Annotated in this window: 16 protein-coding genes; 5 read left to right on the top strand and 11 right to left on the bottom strand. The window is 46.6% G+C overall.

Annotated elements, in window-relative coordinates:
* Positions 1-41: 41 nt before the first annotated feature.
* From C9I99_RS04790 to C9I99_RS04775, 4 genes are read right to left on the bottom strand one after another with little or no spacing between them, the layout of a single operon-like run.
* Complete coding sequence (locus C9I99_RS04790; protein WP_107347670.1) at positions 42-2,198, bottom strand: c-type cytochrome; 2,157 nt, start codon at positions 2,196-2,198, stop codon at positions 42-44.
* On the bottom strand, positions 2,195-2,806 hold the full coding sequence (locus C9I99_RS04785) for a cbb3-type cytochrome c oxidase subunit II (RefSeq protein ID WP_107347669.1): 612 nt from the start codon (positions 2,804-2,806) through the stop codon (positions 2,195-2,197). The genes C9I99_RS04790 and C9I99_RS04785 overlap by 4 nt, the downstream gene beginning before the upstream one ends.
* 1 nt (position 2,807) lies before the next feature.
* Positions 2,808-4,217 (bottom strand): cytochrome-c oxidase, cbb3-type subunit I, encoded by a 1,410-nt coding sequence (gene ccoN / locus C9I99_RS04780; RefSeq protein WP_107347668.1) that lies wholly within the window; start codon positions 4,215-4,217, stop codon positions 2,808-2,810.
* A gap of 14 nt (positions 4,218-4,231) precedes the next feature.
* Positions 4,232-4,573 carry a c-type cytochrome gene (locus C9I99_RS04775; protein WP_107347667.1) on the bottom strand — a complete coding sequence of 114 codons (342 nt, stop codon included), beginning with the start codon at positions 4,571-4,573 and terminating at the stop codon, positions 4,232-4,234.
* Between the two features lie 350 nt (positions 4,574-4,923).
* Between C9I99_RS04775 and C9I99_RS04770 the strand changes: the two genes are divergently transcribed.
* The gene (locus tag C9I99_RS04770; protein ID WP_107347666.1) at positions 4,924-5,172 is read left to right on the top strand and encodes a DUF3297 family protein; all 249 of its coding nucleotides are present in this window, start codon (positions 4,924-4,926) and stop codon (positions 5,170-5,172) included.
* 234 nt (positions 5,173-5,406) lie between these two features.
* Entirely contained in the window at positions 5,407-5,697 is a 291-nt protein-coding gene (locus C9I99_RS04765) for a hypothetical protein (RefSeq protein ID WP_107347665.1), read from the top strand.
* Positions 5,698-5,782: 85 nt separating this feature from the next.
* Here the strand turns inward: C9I99_RS04765 and C9I99_RS04760 are convergent, their stop codons facing one another.
* The 6 genes from C9I99_RS04760 to msrP form a co-directional block, all read right to left on the bottom strand.
* Positions 5,783-6,253, bottom strand: coding sequence for a hypothetical protein (locus C9I99_RS04760; RefSeq protein WP_107347664.1), 471 nt, complete (start codon positions 6,251-6,253; stop codon positions 5,783-5,785).
* A 231-nt stretch (positions 6,254-6,484) separates the two neighbouring features.
* Entirely contained in the window at positions 6,485-7,894 is a 1,410-nt protein-coding gene (locus C9I99_RS04755) for an amidohydrolase (protein ID WP_208113418.1), read from the bottom strand.
* Between the two features lie 185 nt (positions 7,895-8,079).
* A complete protein-coding gene (locus tag C9I99_RS04750; RefSeq protein WP_107347662.1) occupies positions 8,080-9,417 on the bottom strand; it encodes an MATE family efflux transporter in 1,338 nt (445 codons plus the stop codon).
* A gap of 6 nt (positions 9,418-9,423) precedes the next feature.
* Entirely contained in the window at positions 9,424-10,068 is a 645-nt protein-coding gene (locus C9I99_RS04745) for a hypothetical protein (protein WP_243734593.1), read from the bottom strand.
* A 148-nt stretch (positions 10,069-10,216) separates the two neighbouring features.
* A complete protein-coding gene (gene msrQ, locus C9I99_RS04740; RefSeq protein WP_243734604.1) occupies positions 10,217-10,870 on the bottom strand; it encodes a protein-methionine-sulfoxide reductase heme-binding subunit MsrQ in 654 nt (217 codons plus the stop codon).
* Positions 10,871-10,911: 41 nt separating this feature from the next.
* Entirely contained in the window at positions 10,912-11,922 is a 1,011-nt protein-coding gene (gene msrP / locus C9I99_RS04735; protein WP_107347661.1) for a protein-methionine-sulfoxide reductase catalytic subunit MsrP, read from the bottom strand.
* A gap of 214 nt (positions 11,923-12,136) precedes the next feature.
* On the opposite strand from msrP, the gene C9I99_RS04730 reads away from it, so the two are divergent.
* The 3 genes from C9I99_RS04730 (at position 12,137) to C9I99_RS04720 (ending at position 14,109) form a co-directional block, all read left to right on the top strand.
* Positions 12,137-12,613 carry a hypothetical protein gene (locus C9I99_RS04730; protein ID WP_107347660.1) on the top strand — a complete coding sequence of 159 codons (477 nt, stop codon included), beginning with the start codon at positions 12,137-12,139 and terminating at the stop codon, positions 12,611-12,613.
* A gap of 97 nt (positions 12,614-12,710) precedes the next feature.
* Positions 12,711-13,553, top strand: a complete 843-nt coding sequence (locus C9I99_RS04725) for a patatin-like phospholipase family protein (RefSeq protein WP_107347659.1) — start codon at positions 12,711-12,713, stop codon at positions 13,551-13,553.
* A gap of 25 nt (positions 13,554-13,578) precedes the next feature.
* On the top strand, positions 13,579-14,109 hold the full coding sequence (locus C9I99_RS04720; protein ID WP_107347658.1) for a peptide-methionine (S)-S-oxide reductase: 531 nt from the start codon (positions 13,579-13,581) through the stop codon (positions 14,107-14,109).
* A gap of 76 nt (positions 14,110-14,185) precedes the next feature.
* Here the strand turns inward: C9I99_RS04720 and C9I99_RS04715 are convergent, their stop codons facing one another.
* Positions 14,186-16,072: a PhoX family protein gene (locus tag C9I99_RS04715; protein WP_107347657.1), complete on the bottom strand. Its 1,887-nt coding sequence runs from the start codon at positions 16,070-16,072 to the stop codon at positions 14,186-14,188.
* Positions 16,073-16,227: the final 155 nt, after the last annotated feature.

Here is a 16,227-nt window from a genome sequence, read left to right as displayed (position 1 = left end):
ACAGAACCTGTGATTTATAGCGGCATTGTTCGTTTAGCCAACTAGTTTACGTTGATATTCCTATCTCGCCTGTCATACATATCCGGTGTCATGTGAAGACCTCCGGAGTAACCCGCTTTTTCGAGCATTTCACGAACTTCTTTAACATCGTTGGCGGTCACAGGCTCTTCTCTTGCACCTAAGTGCAGTCTAACGAAGGTGATTAACTCCGCTAGCCTGGTGTCGGATAAGATATCTTCAAAACTGGCCATCGGCATAAAGTTTCGGTCTTTATCGATGTAGGTTGGTTGCAGGCCACGAATTGTCACGGCAATAGTGTTAAACGGATCGCTGTGCATGATAATGCCATTATTCAGCAGAGTTGGGGCAATGGGATCGCGGCCTTTGCCGTCTGCACCATGGCAGGCTCCACATGTTTGGTTATAGGTGGCGTAGATCTCTTGCGCATATGACGCATCATCAAAGCCTTGTGGTTCGAGAGGGACGGCGTTTTTATCAATGAAGTTATAGTTATCTCCTGAAAGCAAATAGTAAGACATAGATTCAACATCATCTCGAGTCATCAGGCTTAAACTGTTTTTGATGACATCGGCCATGCCCGCAAACGCGGTACCTTTGTCAGAATGGCCCGTATGGAGAAAATCGGTCAAGCTTTTCAGATCCCAGCCATCGATGTATAGCTCGTTGGCGGTAATATTCGGCGCATTCCAACCATCAATTAAATTACCTTGGAATATTTTCTCGTTGACCAAAGCTTGAGCAATATTACGTGGGGTATGGCATTCTGAGCAATGGCCTAAACCAGCCACCCAGTACTTTCCAAGTTGCCATTTTGCAACATCATCAACCACATCCTTTATCTCTGTGGGGACTTCATAATCTATCGGTGATCTGTCGGCAAAAACGATGTCCCAAGCAAGAAGGCCAAGGCGAATATTGGAAGGGAACATCATTGCATTGCGGTCATTTTTACGAGGTACTGCGGCAATCGACTGCATGTACTCCCACAGATCGCGCATATCTTGTTCAGTGACATATTGATAAGAGGTGAACGGCATGGCTGGATACAGGTATCCGTGTTGACCTTTACCATCGACTAATGCGGCACGAAAATCGTCGTAATCATAACCGCCAATACCTTCACTAACGTGTGGGGTGATATTGGTTGAGTAAATGGTGCCAAAAGGGGTGACGAACGGGAGGCCACCGGCAAAGGGTTCACCGCCTTCAGCGCTGTGGCAGGCGACGCAATCACCACCGTATGCGAGGTACTCGCCGCGCTGCACGGCTGCGGGGTCAAGGTTGGCAAGCCGAGTGTCACTATCACGTCTTGCTTTGGTGATATAGGCGCCTATGGCTAGTATTTCATTTTGAGTAAGCTGATCACCAAATGCTGGCATGACATTGTTAAGACCGGCACGAATAGTGTGCTGAATTTCTTCGATGCTGCCGCCATGAAGCCATATATTATCGGATAAATCAGGGACGCCTAATTCAATATTCGCTACGGTTCCATCCCCATGGCACGACGAACAGGTCTTGATAAAGAGTTCTTTACCGAGTTCTACTTTGACCTCTGGTACGTCAGTGTGGGCTTGATTTAAAGAGGCAAGATAGTAGGAAATCTTCGAAATCTCATCTGGCCTAAGTACATCGATCCAGCCAGGCATGGCACCATTTCGGCCAAGTTCAATCGAATGAATAATCGCGTCGTCTGAGCCGCCGTAGAGCCATTCGTTGTCAATTAAGTTAGGAAAATGTTTTGCGCCTTGTGCGTTATTTCGATGGCAAGCGGCACAGTGGGTCTGAAACAGCATTCTCCCTGAGGATACTATGTCGGTGTTATTAGAGAGAGACGCTAACGAATTGTCGCTTATGGCGGCAAATTGTTGATCAAGGCTAGTGTTAGGACTACTGAGCTTGTCATTAGCCTGATCATAGCCCATTAATCCTTGCCAACTTCCGATACCGGGATACAAAATTAAGTACCCTAGCGAAATAGCAAACGCTATGAAATAGGACGTGAATAAGAGGCGAGGAGGGGGCGCATCATTCTCATCAATGCCGTCAAAGGTATCGAGCACGCGTTCTTTATCTGCTAAGTGATTGTTACGCCAGTATTTGACGACGACCGCGACCATTAGAATGAAGAAAACAATTGTCCCGATTGCCGCCCATAGACTCCAGAAGTTGCTCATTGTTTTCCCTCCTCTGATGTGTCGACACCTAAGCTTTGGAGGTAACGAACAAGCGCTTCGCCTTTGGTTTTACCTCTCACTTGTAGTCGCGCATTGGCAATCTCTTCATCACTATATGGGACACCGAGAAAGCGGAGCGTTTCCATTTTGGCGGTAATCGCATCACCAGAGAGGACCTGCTCAAACAGCCAAGGGTATGCTGGCATAATTGAAGTCGGCACAACACGACGTGGGTCGATGAGATGTATCAAATGCCATTGGTCAGAGTACTTTCTGCCTAAGTTGGTAAGGTCCGGCCCGGTACGTTTAGAACCCCACAAGTTAGGGAACTCGTAGATATCATCAGGTTCTTTATTGGCGGGGCCATTTCGTTTGGTTTCCGGCTCAAGCGGCCTCACCATTTGAGTGTGACAAACGTGGCACCCTTCACTGATATATACATCCCTGCCAGCGACTTGAATGGCAGTGAGCGGTACTGCGCTGCTGTTGGCAATCAATTCAGGTGTTCGTAATAGGTTTGGCAGTACCCAAACCAATATAGAGAACGAAGCAACCACAAAGGTGGAGACAATAAGAATAATCACTGATTTGGTAAAATCTGCACTCATATCATGCCTCCTTCGTGACGAGAGCCGATGGCATTCTGACTGTCTTATAGAGGTTAACCGTCATGAGTAGCAGACCTAGAACAAACAATGCACCGCCAAAGAAACGGAGGAATAACCACGGCGCTTTAAAGTTCATCGCCTCAACGAAGCTATAGATTAGCTCTCCGTTGTCGCTCTGAGAGAGCCACATGTAGCCTTCACCAATGCCAGCAACCCATAAGGCAATGGCATAAATGGCAACACCAGCATGGGCAAGCCAAAAGTGCCATTTTATTAAACGCGGCGACCACAGATCTGTTTTACCCCAGAGCCTCGGAATAAAGTAATAAAAGACCGCAATACCCGACATTCCCACCCAGCCAAGAGCGCCTGAGTGAACGTGGCCGATGACCCATTCTGTATTATGGGCCACCATATTGAACCAACGTATGGCAAGTAATGGCCCTTCGAAAGTCGCCAGGCAGTAGTAGAGGATGGCAGAAAAGAAGAACAACATAATGTAATCAGTTTTAAGCTTTTCTTTATTTTGCAGTAGGGTCATTGCGCTGTTAAATGCGCCGCCCCATGAGGGAAGCCACAGGATCAGCGACATCACGATGCCAATATTCTGCACCCAGACAGGCACTGAAGAGTATATAAGGTGGTGGGTACCTGCCCAGGTATAAAAACCAACCAACCCCCAGAAGTGAATGATAGATAAACGGTAAGAATAAATGGGGCGTTCAGAGACCTTTGGAATAAAATAGTAATTCATTCCAATCACCCCAGCCGTTAGTAAGAAACCGACTGCATTGTGCCCCCACCACCATTGCACAATAGCATCTTGAGCGCCGGCAAACACTGAGTATGATTTCATCAAGGAGGCGGGCATCGCTAAATTGTTAACGATAAAAATCATCGCAATGACAATGATGAAAGCCCCAAAAAACCAGTTGGCGACAAAAATATGAGAAACGTTACGTTTGGCGAGAGTGCCAAAAAATAACACAGCATAAAGTACCCAAACCAAGACAATCAGTATGTCGATTGGCCACTCAAGCTCAGCATACTCTTTGGAGGTAGTGTAGCCGAGCGGCAAGGTGATGAGTGCCAACAGCAGCACCAGTTGCCACCCCCAAAATACCATCCAAGCCAAGCTTTTGTTGTATAGTTCACATTTTCCGGTGCGCTGGGCGATATACAGTGAAGTCCCCATAAGGATGTTAACGACAAAGCCGTAAATGACGCCCGAGGTGTGAAGGGGCCTCAATCTGCCAAATTGAAAGTACTCAGAGTCAAGATTAAGTACAGGCCAATAAAGCTGCGCAGCTAAAATAACACCGATGATCATCCCGGCAACGGCCCAAATGAGTGACGCAATCACAAAGTATTGAACGACTTTGACGCTGTAATTTGGAGAAGTCGTATCCATTGGCATTCTCCTTATTAATTGGCATCTTCAGAGCCGAGCTTTGAATAGTAGTAGGCGATGTCAGAGATGTCTTGCTCGCTGAGCGCATCAGCTTGCTGCTGCATAAGAACAGCGAGTCCGCCAGAGCGCTCACGCGTTTGATAGCTTTTGAGTGAGGTTATGAGGTAAGCCATTTTTTGGCCTCGAAGGTTAGGGTAGGATTCAATACTGGAAATACCATTCACCCCATGGCAGGTCATGCAGACCTTGGCTTTCTGCTCGCCAATTTTAAAGCGGTCATCGGCAGTTGCGAAAGTTGATGTGCCTGAGGCACTAAGAAAACAAAGCAAGGACACCGTTGAAACATATTTACCCATTACATGATTCCTCATGTGATCTAAGTGGTATACCCTCTACTCGATAGCAATGTTATTCGTCTGTGTTTTTTCCTGCTGATTCATAACCTTGTATCTTTTGGGCTCACTTTTAAACTGTGAATCCGAGTAGCCTCAGTAACTTCTACGTATGAGCGCAGTAAATGGGACAAACTTAAGTTGTAAACTAAACCATAGGAAGGGAAGGCCAGATCTTCAAATGCAGCAGAGAATCATCTTGGTGCTTGGGACAGTATTTGGCATATTCCGCGTCGATTGGTACTCATGCTTCTTGAGCACCAAGCTAGCATTGTCTACAATGACGCACTTTTTATTTATATCAGGTCATAAACATGAGCGATTCTAACTCTAAACCAGCTTTGCCAGATCATCTAGCGTGCAACCCTCGTAGCCCACACCATGTGGCTGAGTGTTTTGAGCACCAAATTGGTATTCGTCTAAATGGCAAAGAGCGTACCGATGTAGAAGAGTACTGCATCAGTGAAGGTTGGGTTAAAATCCCTTCACCAAAAGCATTGGATCGTCGTGGCCAGCCAATTCTGATCACTCTTAAAGGCACAGTTGAAGTTTACTACGTTTAGTAGCTCGCTCTGATCCTCCCTTGCTAATACATATAGAGCTTGAAACAGTTCGAGCTCTATATTTGTGCCAATTCAAATCTCATTAATCCTTCTTTGCGTTTTCTACCGACCGTCGAATAGACTGACGACATCTTAGCTTGGCCTGTTAATTGCATTGAATATTGCGAACTCAGATTATCAGAAACAACGAGGGCATACACAACACCCTGCTAGATTGTTTCTCTGGAGGCCAATATGAAAGGTACGTATTTAGAAACAGTGTCTTTTAATATCGTGCTGGGCGCAGACCTCTCCCGTTACACACCAACAGAATTGTTGGCTATCTTTGAGCGCAAGTTATGTCGATCATTGAAAGAGCGGAGCGAGTTTACGTTTCCGGCTGAGCGGTTACACCGAATACAGAAAAGAAATCACATTCGTATGCTAGTGGCCGATATTCGCAAATTGCGAAGCTTGGCAATAACGAGCCAGCATAGCAGACGATCCGCTGCCGGTGTGATCAAGCAAATGGCACTGTCGATTTGATTGTAAAAAAACTCAAAGCGGTGCCATTATTTCTTCATTTGTGAGTGACTAATAGCACCGCTTAGCTTGTTAATTTCTGGCAAGGTTAACTTGCTGCTAGCGCATGGAATTGGGGCTCCCAGACTTTTTGTAACGCCTCATGCTCTTTATTCATACCGCTACAATTGAGTGATAGCACGTCGAGTTTGGACTCGTCGTAGATGATATTTTCATTGGCATCAATATTCGCGGCAGACTCAAACAAAAGCTCTGTTGCCTCGGTGGCTGATAGTGTGACATTGGTAAACACAGTATTGGCAAAATCAGACACATAAAACTGTTGAACAAGGCTGTCGTTACCAATACGGGCAGAGAGTTCAGGCTCACCGTTGAGCAGCAGGGTTGTCTGGTACTTATTACTACCAACAAGCGTCACGCTACAAAGATTGTCTGCTGAAATTTGAAATACTTCACCTTGCAGATGAATTTCAACATCCATCAATTCTCGTAAAGCACAATCAAGATCATGCTGGGTACACACTGTGATTTTCTGAAACCTGTCTCTAGCCTTGAACATTGTCTCTCGCACCGTAGGGATTACTTATTTTACTTGGAATAAGTGATTGAATAGGGTCTGAATCCTAAAGAGATATATCCAATAGCGCTAGGTAATAAGTTTAATGAAAACGATGAAATTTGATGATTGAAATTATAACCTGCATCTTTAAATCGCTTGGGTACACATAATAAAAAACACCGCCCCAAAGAAGGCGGTGTTTTGAAGAATCAAGAGCATTGACGATAAGGCTTACTGAACTACTTCGCCACTTTCGATAACGGTCTTGCGGACTTTATCCGCGAACTCAAGCGCTTCTTCACGGATCTTATCTTCGTCAACGGTGGTCATAGTACGATCTTTCATCAAGATTTTGCCATCGACAACGGTGTGTTTTACGTTTGCGGCATAGGCCGAGTAAACCAGTGCAGAATAAGGGTTGTAAACGGGCACCATGTTAGGCGCTTTGGTATCAACAACGATGATATCAGCCAATTTACCCACTTCAAGAGAACCGATGGTATCTTCCATATGAAGGGCACGTGCTGCACCGATGGTTGCCATCTCAATGACTTTCATTGGTGGCATTGCTGCGCGGTCTTTGTTTACTAGCTTATGGACTTTAGCAACTTGGTTAAACTCATCCATGGTAGAGATGGTGTTACCAGACATTGGACCATCAGTGCCTAGACCGATGCGTAAGCCTTCTTCCTGCATTTTCATTGCCGGAGAAACACCTTTGGCTGATTTGATGTTCGCGCTCATGTTGTGGGCAACGCCTACATCATGCTTTTTCAGCAATTCAATGTCGCTGTCACTAACGTTGATGACGTGTGCGCCGATAAGGTTTGGTGTTAGGGCACCGATATCGGCCATGTATTCAACAGGTGATAGACCGCCACTACGCTCAGCAATGACCTGATCTTCACGATCCGATTCTGCAAGGTGGATCATTACAGGCACATCGTATTTCTTCGATAGCTCAGTGATTTTCTGCAGTGTTTCAGTGGTGTTGGTGTATGGCGCATGCGGGGCAAATGCCGGCGTGATGCGAGGGTGATCTTTGTATTCCTCGATGAAGTTAACGGCATATTTGATGCCTTCATCAGCGTTAGCTGCAGATGCTACTGGGAATTTGATAACCGTTTCACCCAAAATGGCGCGCATACCGATTTCATCAACCGTTTTTGCGACTTCATCTTCGAAGTAGTACATGTCAGCATAGGTGGTTACGCCACCTTTAATCATTTCAACGTTACCTAGCTGAGCACCGATACGTACCATGTCACGAGAAACCAGCTTTTTCTCTAGCGGGAAGATATAGCGGTGTAGACGATCTGGTACATCATCCGCAAGAGAGCGGAAGACCGTCATGGACACGTGGGTGTGGGTGTTGATAAGGCCCGGCATGACAATATCGCCATCAGCGTCAATAACTGTCTTCGCCTCAAACTCTTTAAGATCGCTACCATCGGTTACTGCGACAATTTTATTTTCTTTAACAGCAACAAGGCCATTTTCATAAACGTTTTTGTCTTCGTCCATGGTGAGGACAGTGGCGTTTTTGATGAGTAAGTCGACATTTTCAGCAGCTACGCTAGTTGCACTAGCAAGAGTAACGGCAGCAAGAGAAACAGCTACAAGCGTTTTTTTGAACATGATTATCACCAGGCATCAATGAAGTTGCGCAGATAATACCTAATAGCAATGTATTGAAAATCAGTATTGTATACTCTGATTACAATCTGTGAGCATGGTCACTCTATTAGTCTGAGGCCACTTACAAAATGCATAATAAAGCAGCTAAATGGAGGAGCGAAACGTTTGCTTCGCCCCAGTTCGAGTATTTATTGGTGTTTCATATGTTGCTTGCGCAGTGTGTGAAGCATCCATATTGTTAGCACGCTACTGCATAGCGGTAGGGCTATCCAAACACCGTCGACACCCAACAGCTTGGCGAGACCAAAAATGAACAGGCTGATCAGGATCAGCTTGCCGCCTGATAACATTGAGGCCTCGCGAGCGCGGTTGATAGATTGGAAATAGGTCGCTCCCACCAGCAACATACCTTCCATAGGTAAGCCCCAGAAGTAGTGCTGGATACCGTTAATCGCGACAGGGTGCAGAGCAGGGTTATCTCCGGCAAAAGCGTACACTAGCCAATCAGGTTGGCTGTAAATAAAAGTCACACCGAGCAGTGCAAACCCAAGCGTCGTGGCAAAGGCAAGATTTCTGACGGCGATAACCCGGTCGTGTCTTCCTGCCCCAGTATTGTAACTGGTGATAGGTTGGATCCCCAATGCGATCCCTTCAAAAATAAGGTAGAAGAAAGCCTCGGTGTAACTAACAATACCGTATGCCGCAACATGGATGGGTTTGCCGACCCACAGAAAGGCTTTGTTGTGCAGGGTGAGGACTACAGACAAATAGAGGTACATTAACAGGCTTGAAAAACCAAGCTGGCAAATCTGGCCAACATCGTGCCATCGCAAACGAAGTGTTTGCCAAGTGATACGTAGTTGGCTCCTATCTGAGAAAAAGTGCTGAAGGCAGAGTAGGGCTGTAGCAAGCTGTGACAGCATGGTGGCGATTGCTGCTCCCGCGAGCTCCCATGGAATAACCACAATAAATAACCAATCTAAGACGACATTCAACACGCCGCCAAGGATCATGATCAGGGTGACACGCTTGGGTTGTCCGTCATTTCGTAGTAGGGCCGAGAAAGCCATCGAGATGATTGGGAATGCCCCGAGGGTGAAGTACCAAAACAGATAGTCTGACGCCATCTGTAGTATTTCCCCTTCCGCGCCCAGCCAGCGCAGTAGGTCTTCACCGTAAAGTACACCGATTGTACAGGCAATAAGCGATATCACGACACAGAGTGAGAGGGCATTGCCAACAATATGCTTCGCTTGCTGTTCATTCCCTTCACCCAATTTTATCGACACCAGCGCAGAGGCTCCCATGCCGACCATGGCACCAACAGCATACAGGATTGAACCGATAGGGTAGCCAAGCATAATACCAGCAAGGCCATTCTCGCCGATGAAATGACCGACAAACATGCCGTCAATGGCCACGTAGATCCCCGTTACCAGCATGGCAGCAATAGTAGGAATGGTATAACGCAAGAAAAGGCGACCGATCGAGTCTTCCTTAAGTGATAGGTGTGAAACTGAAGACATGATTTACTACTTATGCAAAGGGATAAAGGCACTCAATAAGAGGTATTTATGGACTATCTTATTGTTCGTTTCACGTTTTAGCGGATGATGAAGATGGTATTCACCATGGGATATTTGATGATGATGAAGTAGCTGCTCCGCGACATTGTCAGCGGAATCGAGTAGCTTGATACCATCAGTGATATATTCTTCGACCTTTTCAGGCATCTGCCCCAACCACCAAGCAGGAATTTCTTTACTGGCCTTACTGCGATCAAACCAATGATCGGCAACAACCACGATGTAAGTTGGCTTTGACGGTGCAAGCGTCGTTCTTACATTTGCGATGGTTCTAATCAGTCCCAGTCGGCAGGCTTTGTTGGCGCTAAGCAAACGGTGAGCTACAACAGCGATGGAAAAATCCGTTGTGTCGATAATAAAAACAGGCTGAGATATCTGTTCGTCGTTTTTGTGCTGTGAAAAGTGAGCGTCGAGTTCAGCTTGTTGCAGTGTTGCCATTATCCTGCGACACAGTGCCATGCCAAGGTGGTTTTCACGCATGCCGCGGTTATGGACTGTCGGATAGTGCTGCGCGCACAGCTTTGAGCAGTCGTGCTGAAACTGCTCAATGCTTGTTGAAAGGTATTCAGAAATTTGTTGTTCAGAAAACAAGGTTGCCCCACTAGCTCACTGCAAGACTGGAGTGGGAAACCTATTTCTCCAGTCTAAAAGTCCGGTTTGGACGTAGATTTTTATATCGTATCAGAAAATTAGCGAACAGCATCTAATATCAGCAATTTAGTGTGTGCAAAACAGTGACTTATTTAACACGAAGTAGATTAAATCGAGCCGTAATCCCTCTAGCCAGTGTTTTATAGCGAAAAGCTAAGAGTCCGATTGAGATACCAATGTAGATAATGGGTTCGATGAGCCCTGACTTAACCGACCAAATATAGTGAATCGGTGCTAGCAGGGTGGCAAGATATACCCATCGATGTAACTTTTGCCAATGTTTGCCCATACGGCGTTGAAGGCCTTGAGTTGAGGTGACCGCAAGGGCGAATAAAATCACCCAACTCACTGCACCGACAGTGAGGTATGGCCTGCTTGCAATTTCCTCGAGCACCAATGACCCGTTGAAATTTAAGTCAAGTGCCACATAGCCGGCAAGGTGAAGTACGGCCCAGAAGAAGCAGTACAAGCCCAGTAACCGACGAACTCGGACAAGCATGCCGGCTTTCAATAGCTTGGCGAGGGGCGAGATACACAGAGTGAGCAATAGGGTGTTTAATGCTGACTTGCCTGTGAAATGACTGATCCCCTGGACGGGATCTGCGCCAAAGCCGCCACTTAATGTCAGGTATACCAGTTGCGCGATAAAGAGTAGTGACACGCCGTGTATCAATACCTTAAGCCAAAACACTTGGCGTGGCGTTATCTGTAATCGCCATTGAGTCGTCATTTGTAATGGCATGTTGTTCTCCTGCCCAATATTTAATAGTGATTCAGTGTCACTTAGAAATTACGTTTGAGATCCAACCCTTTATACAGTGAGGCCACTTGCGCCTCATAACCGTTAAATGGCTTGGTTGGTTCACGGCGGCTGCTAAAAATACTGCCTTCACCAATAAAACGTTCACTCGATTGGCTCCAGCGTGGGTGGTCCACGCTTGGGTTCACATTGGCGTAAAAACCATATTCGTTCGGTGCCAGAATATTCCATGTAGTTGGTGGCTGTTTGTCGGTCAGGGTTATTTTGACCACCGACTTAATACTTTTGAAACCATACTTCCACGGCACGACTAGTCGTATCGGTGCACCGTTTTGTGGGGCCAGTGTCTTGCCATATAGGCCGACTGACATGAGCGTCAGTGGGTGCATGGCTTCATCCAACCGGATACCTTCTACATAGGGGTAATCGATACCGCCACCTAAACGTCTAGAGGCTTGTCCGGGCATTTGTTGTGGATCGTAGAGCGTTTCGAAGGCGACGTACTTGGCATTACTGAGTGGTGCTGCTTTCCTAAGTAGTGAGGCGAGTGGAAAACCCAGCCAGGGAATGTTCATTGACCACGCTTCGACACAGCGCAGGCGGTAAATGCGCTCCTCAATAGGGAATGCGTTGAAGAGATCTTCGTAGCCCAGCGTGATAGGGGTATTGACCAAGCCGCCGATTTCAATATCCCAAGGATTGGTTTTGAAATTTTGGGCTCTTTCAGCAGGATCTGACTTGTCAGTCCCAAACTCATAGAAGTTGTTGTATTGCAGCACCTTGTCTTCAGGGGTCAGTGATAACGCCTTGTTAGAGTAGGACGACGGGCGTGAAGCGAGTACCCGGCGTTTGTCGACAGGTACCTCTTTCTTACCAAAGCCATCAAAAAGGCCGGCTTGGGCGCTTTGTGCAAAGGGTAAGCTTGCCGCAGTAATACCCAATGCTTTTAAAATCGTGCGTCGTTGCTTGTAGATAGCTTCTGGTGTGGCCTCGTTCTCACTCAGTGATAGCGGTGAGGGTTTCTTAATGAGCATTGAATATTCCTTTACCAAAGATGACGTTTAACATGTAGACCTCGCTACTCGGACAAAAATTTCATGCTAGGGCCGGATTTCGTTGGATTTAATGAGCAAAACAAGTAAGGTCTGCGATCTTCTAAGCTTAAATACGTTGTCATCGCGGTTCGTGTTTAAAATAACCAGAGTATTAGTCTGGCCTTGAAAAAGAGCAGTGGGAAATCAAAGCAGTATGTCGAAAATGAATGAATTTAATGCCAACCTCGAGTTGCAGCATATCTACCTAGAAGCACACAGCGAACGTTATTACTCCCTGGGGCAGTACTTTGAAGCATACTACTGTTATCGACATAATCTTGTAACTCGCCAAGGAAAACCGGATTGGCAGCAGCTATTCGCCTTTGCCAAGGGGTCCCTTAAAGCGAAAGCATGCTCGGCGCGCAAAGAGACCATTAAAGAACTGGTCCTTCCGTTATCCGTACTTACGGGGAAGATCAAAACATTAGTTCGCGATGATGAATTGACGGTAGACGCGATAGGGAAGCTTTTAGATAAACATTTGGAATACGTGATCCTGTCACGTAGTGAATTGCAAAAGCTCCACAAGCTGGGTTATGAAAACCGTATGCCACCATCTTTCTATCGGCCAGATAACGCGGAATATAAAAACCCAATGAGCCGATTTAATTTGGCAGAGATCCAATTTTAAGCAAAAAAAACCGATCGAAAGCAAAGGGTTGCTTGGCTTCAGTTTTTGTTTAGAGTCTTTATCCTAAACTATCTAAAAAAACGGAGTTTTAGATAGTATGATCATTGAAGGAACAGTTGGGACTAAGTCGGCATTAGTCGTTGAGGGCGGGGCGATGCGCGGTATTTTTGCCGCAGGTGTGCTTGATCACTTCCTTGATATTGGGTATCGTCCATTTGATTTCTGTATTGGTGTATCGGCAGGTTCAACCAATCTCGCAGCATGGTTGGCAAACCAGCCCGGTCGCTCACACCGGGTGATAACTGATTATTCATGTCGCAAGCAGTTCATCGACTTGATGAGGTTTATCCGTGGTGGTCACTGGCTAGACCTTGATTGGCTGTGGGATATCACGATTGATGAAATACCTATCGATGGCTGGGAGCTCGAACAGCAACCGATCCCTTTATTTGTGGTCACAACCAATGTGACGACTGGAGAGGCGCATTATATTGAGGCGACAGAGCAAAACCTTAATCAGTTATTAAAAGCATCTTGTGCTGTTCCTTTAGCTTATCGTTACTATCCTGAAATTGATGGTTTCCACATGACCGATGGTGGTGTGGCTGACTCCATCCCTGTCATTAAAGCTTATGAGATGGGGGCGAGAGACATCACCGTGGTACTTTCACGCCCGCAGGGTTACCGAAAAAGTGCACCGAAAAGTCAGTGGTTAGTAAGAAAGCTTCTAAACGATAGCCCTGGCTTGGCCGAGGCTATGATGAAACGTGCCGAAACGTATAATCAGGCCATTGATTTTATTGATAACCCACCTGAAGACTGCCGTATAAATGTTATCGTACCGCCGAGAGAGTTTGAGGTTGGGCGAGTCACAACCGAAAGTCATAAATTACAAAAGGGCTATGAACAAGGCATTGCCGCAGCTAAACTTCGTTTGTGAAACAGACTGAAGGTGAATCGCCAATATGATGAAAACACTGCAGCTCGGTTTTTCGGGGAGTTGTTATTGGTGCATGGAAGCTGTGTTTCAATCCCTTGATGGTGTGATATCAGCCGAGCAAGGCTGGATGAGTGCGGGTAATGGTAAAGATCGCTATGAGGCCGTTCTGGTTGAATACGATCCGCTTACTATCCCTGTACACGTTTTGGTCGGCGCCCACCTTCATACTCATCACGCGACCTCAAACCACCCACTCCGTCGCCGTTATCCATCTGCAATATACACCTATACCGAGTCACAGAGGCCTGTTGTACTTGAAGCGATAGCGCGTCATCAAGAGGATTTCGCTGAGCCGTTGGTAACAGGCGTTGAGGAGGCGATGTCGTTTGTTTCCTGTGAGGACGATAAACAGGGGTATTATTTCAACCATCCTGAGCGGCCGTTCTGCGAAGGTCAAATTGCCCCTAAGCTACACATTCTTTTGTCTCGATTTGGTAACTATGTCAATGCTGATAAAAGGCAGATCATCGAGCAGGCGAGTAAAGGTCTGCCTTAACCTGATAGCCGTTAGTGAAAAAAAGCGGATCTGACGATCCGCTAATAAGAACTAGTGAGTTATGGTTCTTTTTATATTAAGCCGCGCCGATAATGCCGCCATCAGTACGTGTGATTCGAATGACAGAAGAGCGTGGGATAGTGTTACCGCCATCAGGAAAGTGAGAAGGCGCTAAATCTTCACCTGGATGCTGGACGCCGATGAACATGGTTTTCTGATCTGGACTGAACGTCAGGCCGGTAATTTCACAAGCGATAGGCCCGGTCAGGAAGCGGCGTACTTCACCACTTTCAGGGTCACCACACAGCATTTGGTTGTTACCCATGCCGGCAAAATCCCCTGTATTCGAATATTTTCCGTCGGTTTGGATCCACAAGCGGCCGGCGTTATCGAAGCCAATGCCATCAGGACTGTTGAACATATTGTCGGCATTTATATTCTCGCTACCTGCCATCAGGCCTTCATGCACAGTCGGGTTCCCTGCAATGAGGTACAGATCCCAGTCGAAGTTGCTTGAGGTGTGATCGTTGCCGGATGGCATCCAGCGTACAATGTGGCCATACGGGTTCTTTTGTCGCGGGTTTACCGCGTCAACCGGTTGATTCGCTTTAACACCACGGTACTTGTTGTTGGTCAAGGTGCAGAATACATGTTGGTTTTTTGGATTTACTGCGACCCATTCAGGACGGTCCATGGTGGTTGCACCGACTTGCGTTGCCGCCTTGCGGGCAAAGATCAGGACCTCTGCCTGGCTGTTAAAGCCATTCTCTTTGGTGAGCCCGTTTTTACCAAACGTCAGTTCAACCCATTCACCGCTACCTTTTAGCTCGCCGTCTTTGGCGTTGAACTTGGCAACGTACAGGGTGCCTTCATCAAGTAGGTCACGGTTGGCACTTGGATTGTTGGCATCGTATTTATTTTTAGAGACAAAGCGGTAGAGGTGCTCGCCACGCTCGTCATCACCCAAGTAAACCACCACATAGCCGTCGTTGTTGACGGTTAACGCCGCATTTTCATGTTTGAAGCGTCCAAGGGCAGTACGCTTTTTCGGTGTTGAGTTCGGGTTCATCGGGTCGATCTCAACGACCCAGCCATGGCGATGAGGTTCGTTAGGGTTTTTCGCCAAATCAAAACGATCGTCGTGCGTGTGCCAACCGTAGCCTGCACCCTTGGTATTAATACCGTAACGGGTATAGTTGCTGTTTAAAGCGGGTTGCTCTTTAGAGCCGAATAAACCATTAAAGTTTTCTTCGCAGGTCAGGTAAGTGCCCCATGGCGTTTCGCCATTTGCACAGTTGTTGAAGGTGCCAAGAACTTTGGTACCTTTAGGATCCGCAGCCGTTTTTAGTTGGTCATCACCAGCGGCAGGGCCGGTTAACTCCATGTCGGTGTTGGCTGTGATGCGGCGGTTTAAACGCCCATCAAGATTGACTTCCCACTTGCCGTTTACCTTTTTCAATTCAACGACAGAGATGCCGTGGGCATTCTGAGACTTGAGCACATCATCCGCAGACATGTCTTTACCCTGATGGGCAAACAGGTACTCATGGTTGGTGTATTCATTATTGACTGACAGGACAGCACGATCATCGCTGATCTGGAAGAAGGTCATGCCATCGTTATTGTCACCAAACTGGCGAGCTTGCGCTTTGCTATCTGCATTTTGGCTAAAGGCGGGAGCATCTCTGAATAAAGGATCACCCCAAGAGATAAGTACATCTGCTTGATAGCCCTTTGCCACAATCACTTTATCTTCGGTTGAGGCTGGAATTGCTTCAAAGCCAATCAGGTCTTTGCTGTCTTTTGGTGCAGCAATGGCACTAGAAAGCGGGGAGGCCCCGAAAAATGCAACAGTACTTGCAGCTGAAGTGGCTTTTAGAAACTGGCGGCGATTCAGGCCTTTTTCGATGATTTGATTAAATTCTGGTTCTGCTCGTTGAGAATAATCCGTCTTGACGGTCATTTATTGCTTCCTTTTTATTATCGCATTGTAAGGCTGTTATGCATTTTGTTGGCTGTATGCTAGCGATTGATTGTGATCAAAATGTTTAACTTTGGTGAAAGTAACTTTACGCTACGGAGGGGGTTATTTGACTTTGGCGCAAACGTTTGCTCTTA

This window comes from Photobacterium lutimaris, from assembly GCF_003025555.1.
Lineage (GTDB): Bacteria > Pseudomonadota > Gammaproteobacteria > Enterobacterales > Vibrionaceae > Photobacterium > Photobacterium lutimaris.
The sequence above is the reverse complement of the archived record's forward strand: the minus strand, read 5'-3'. Positions and strand labels throughout refer to the sequence as shown.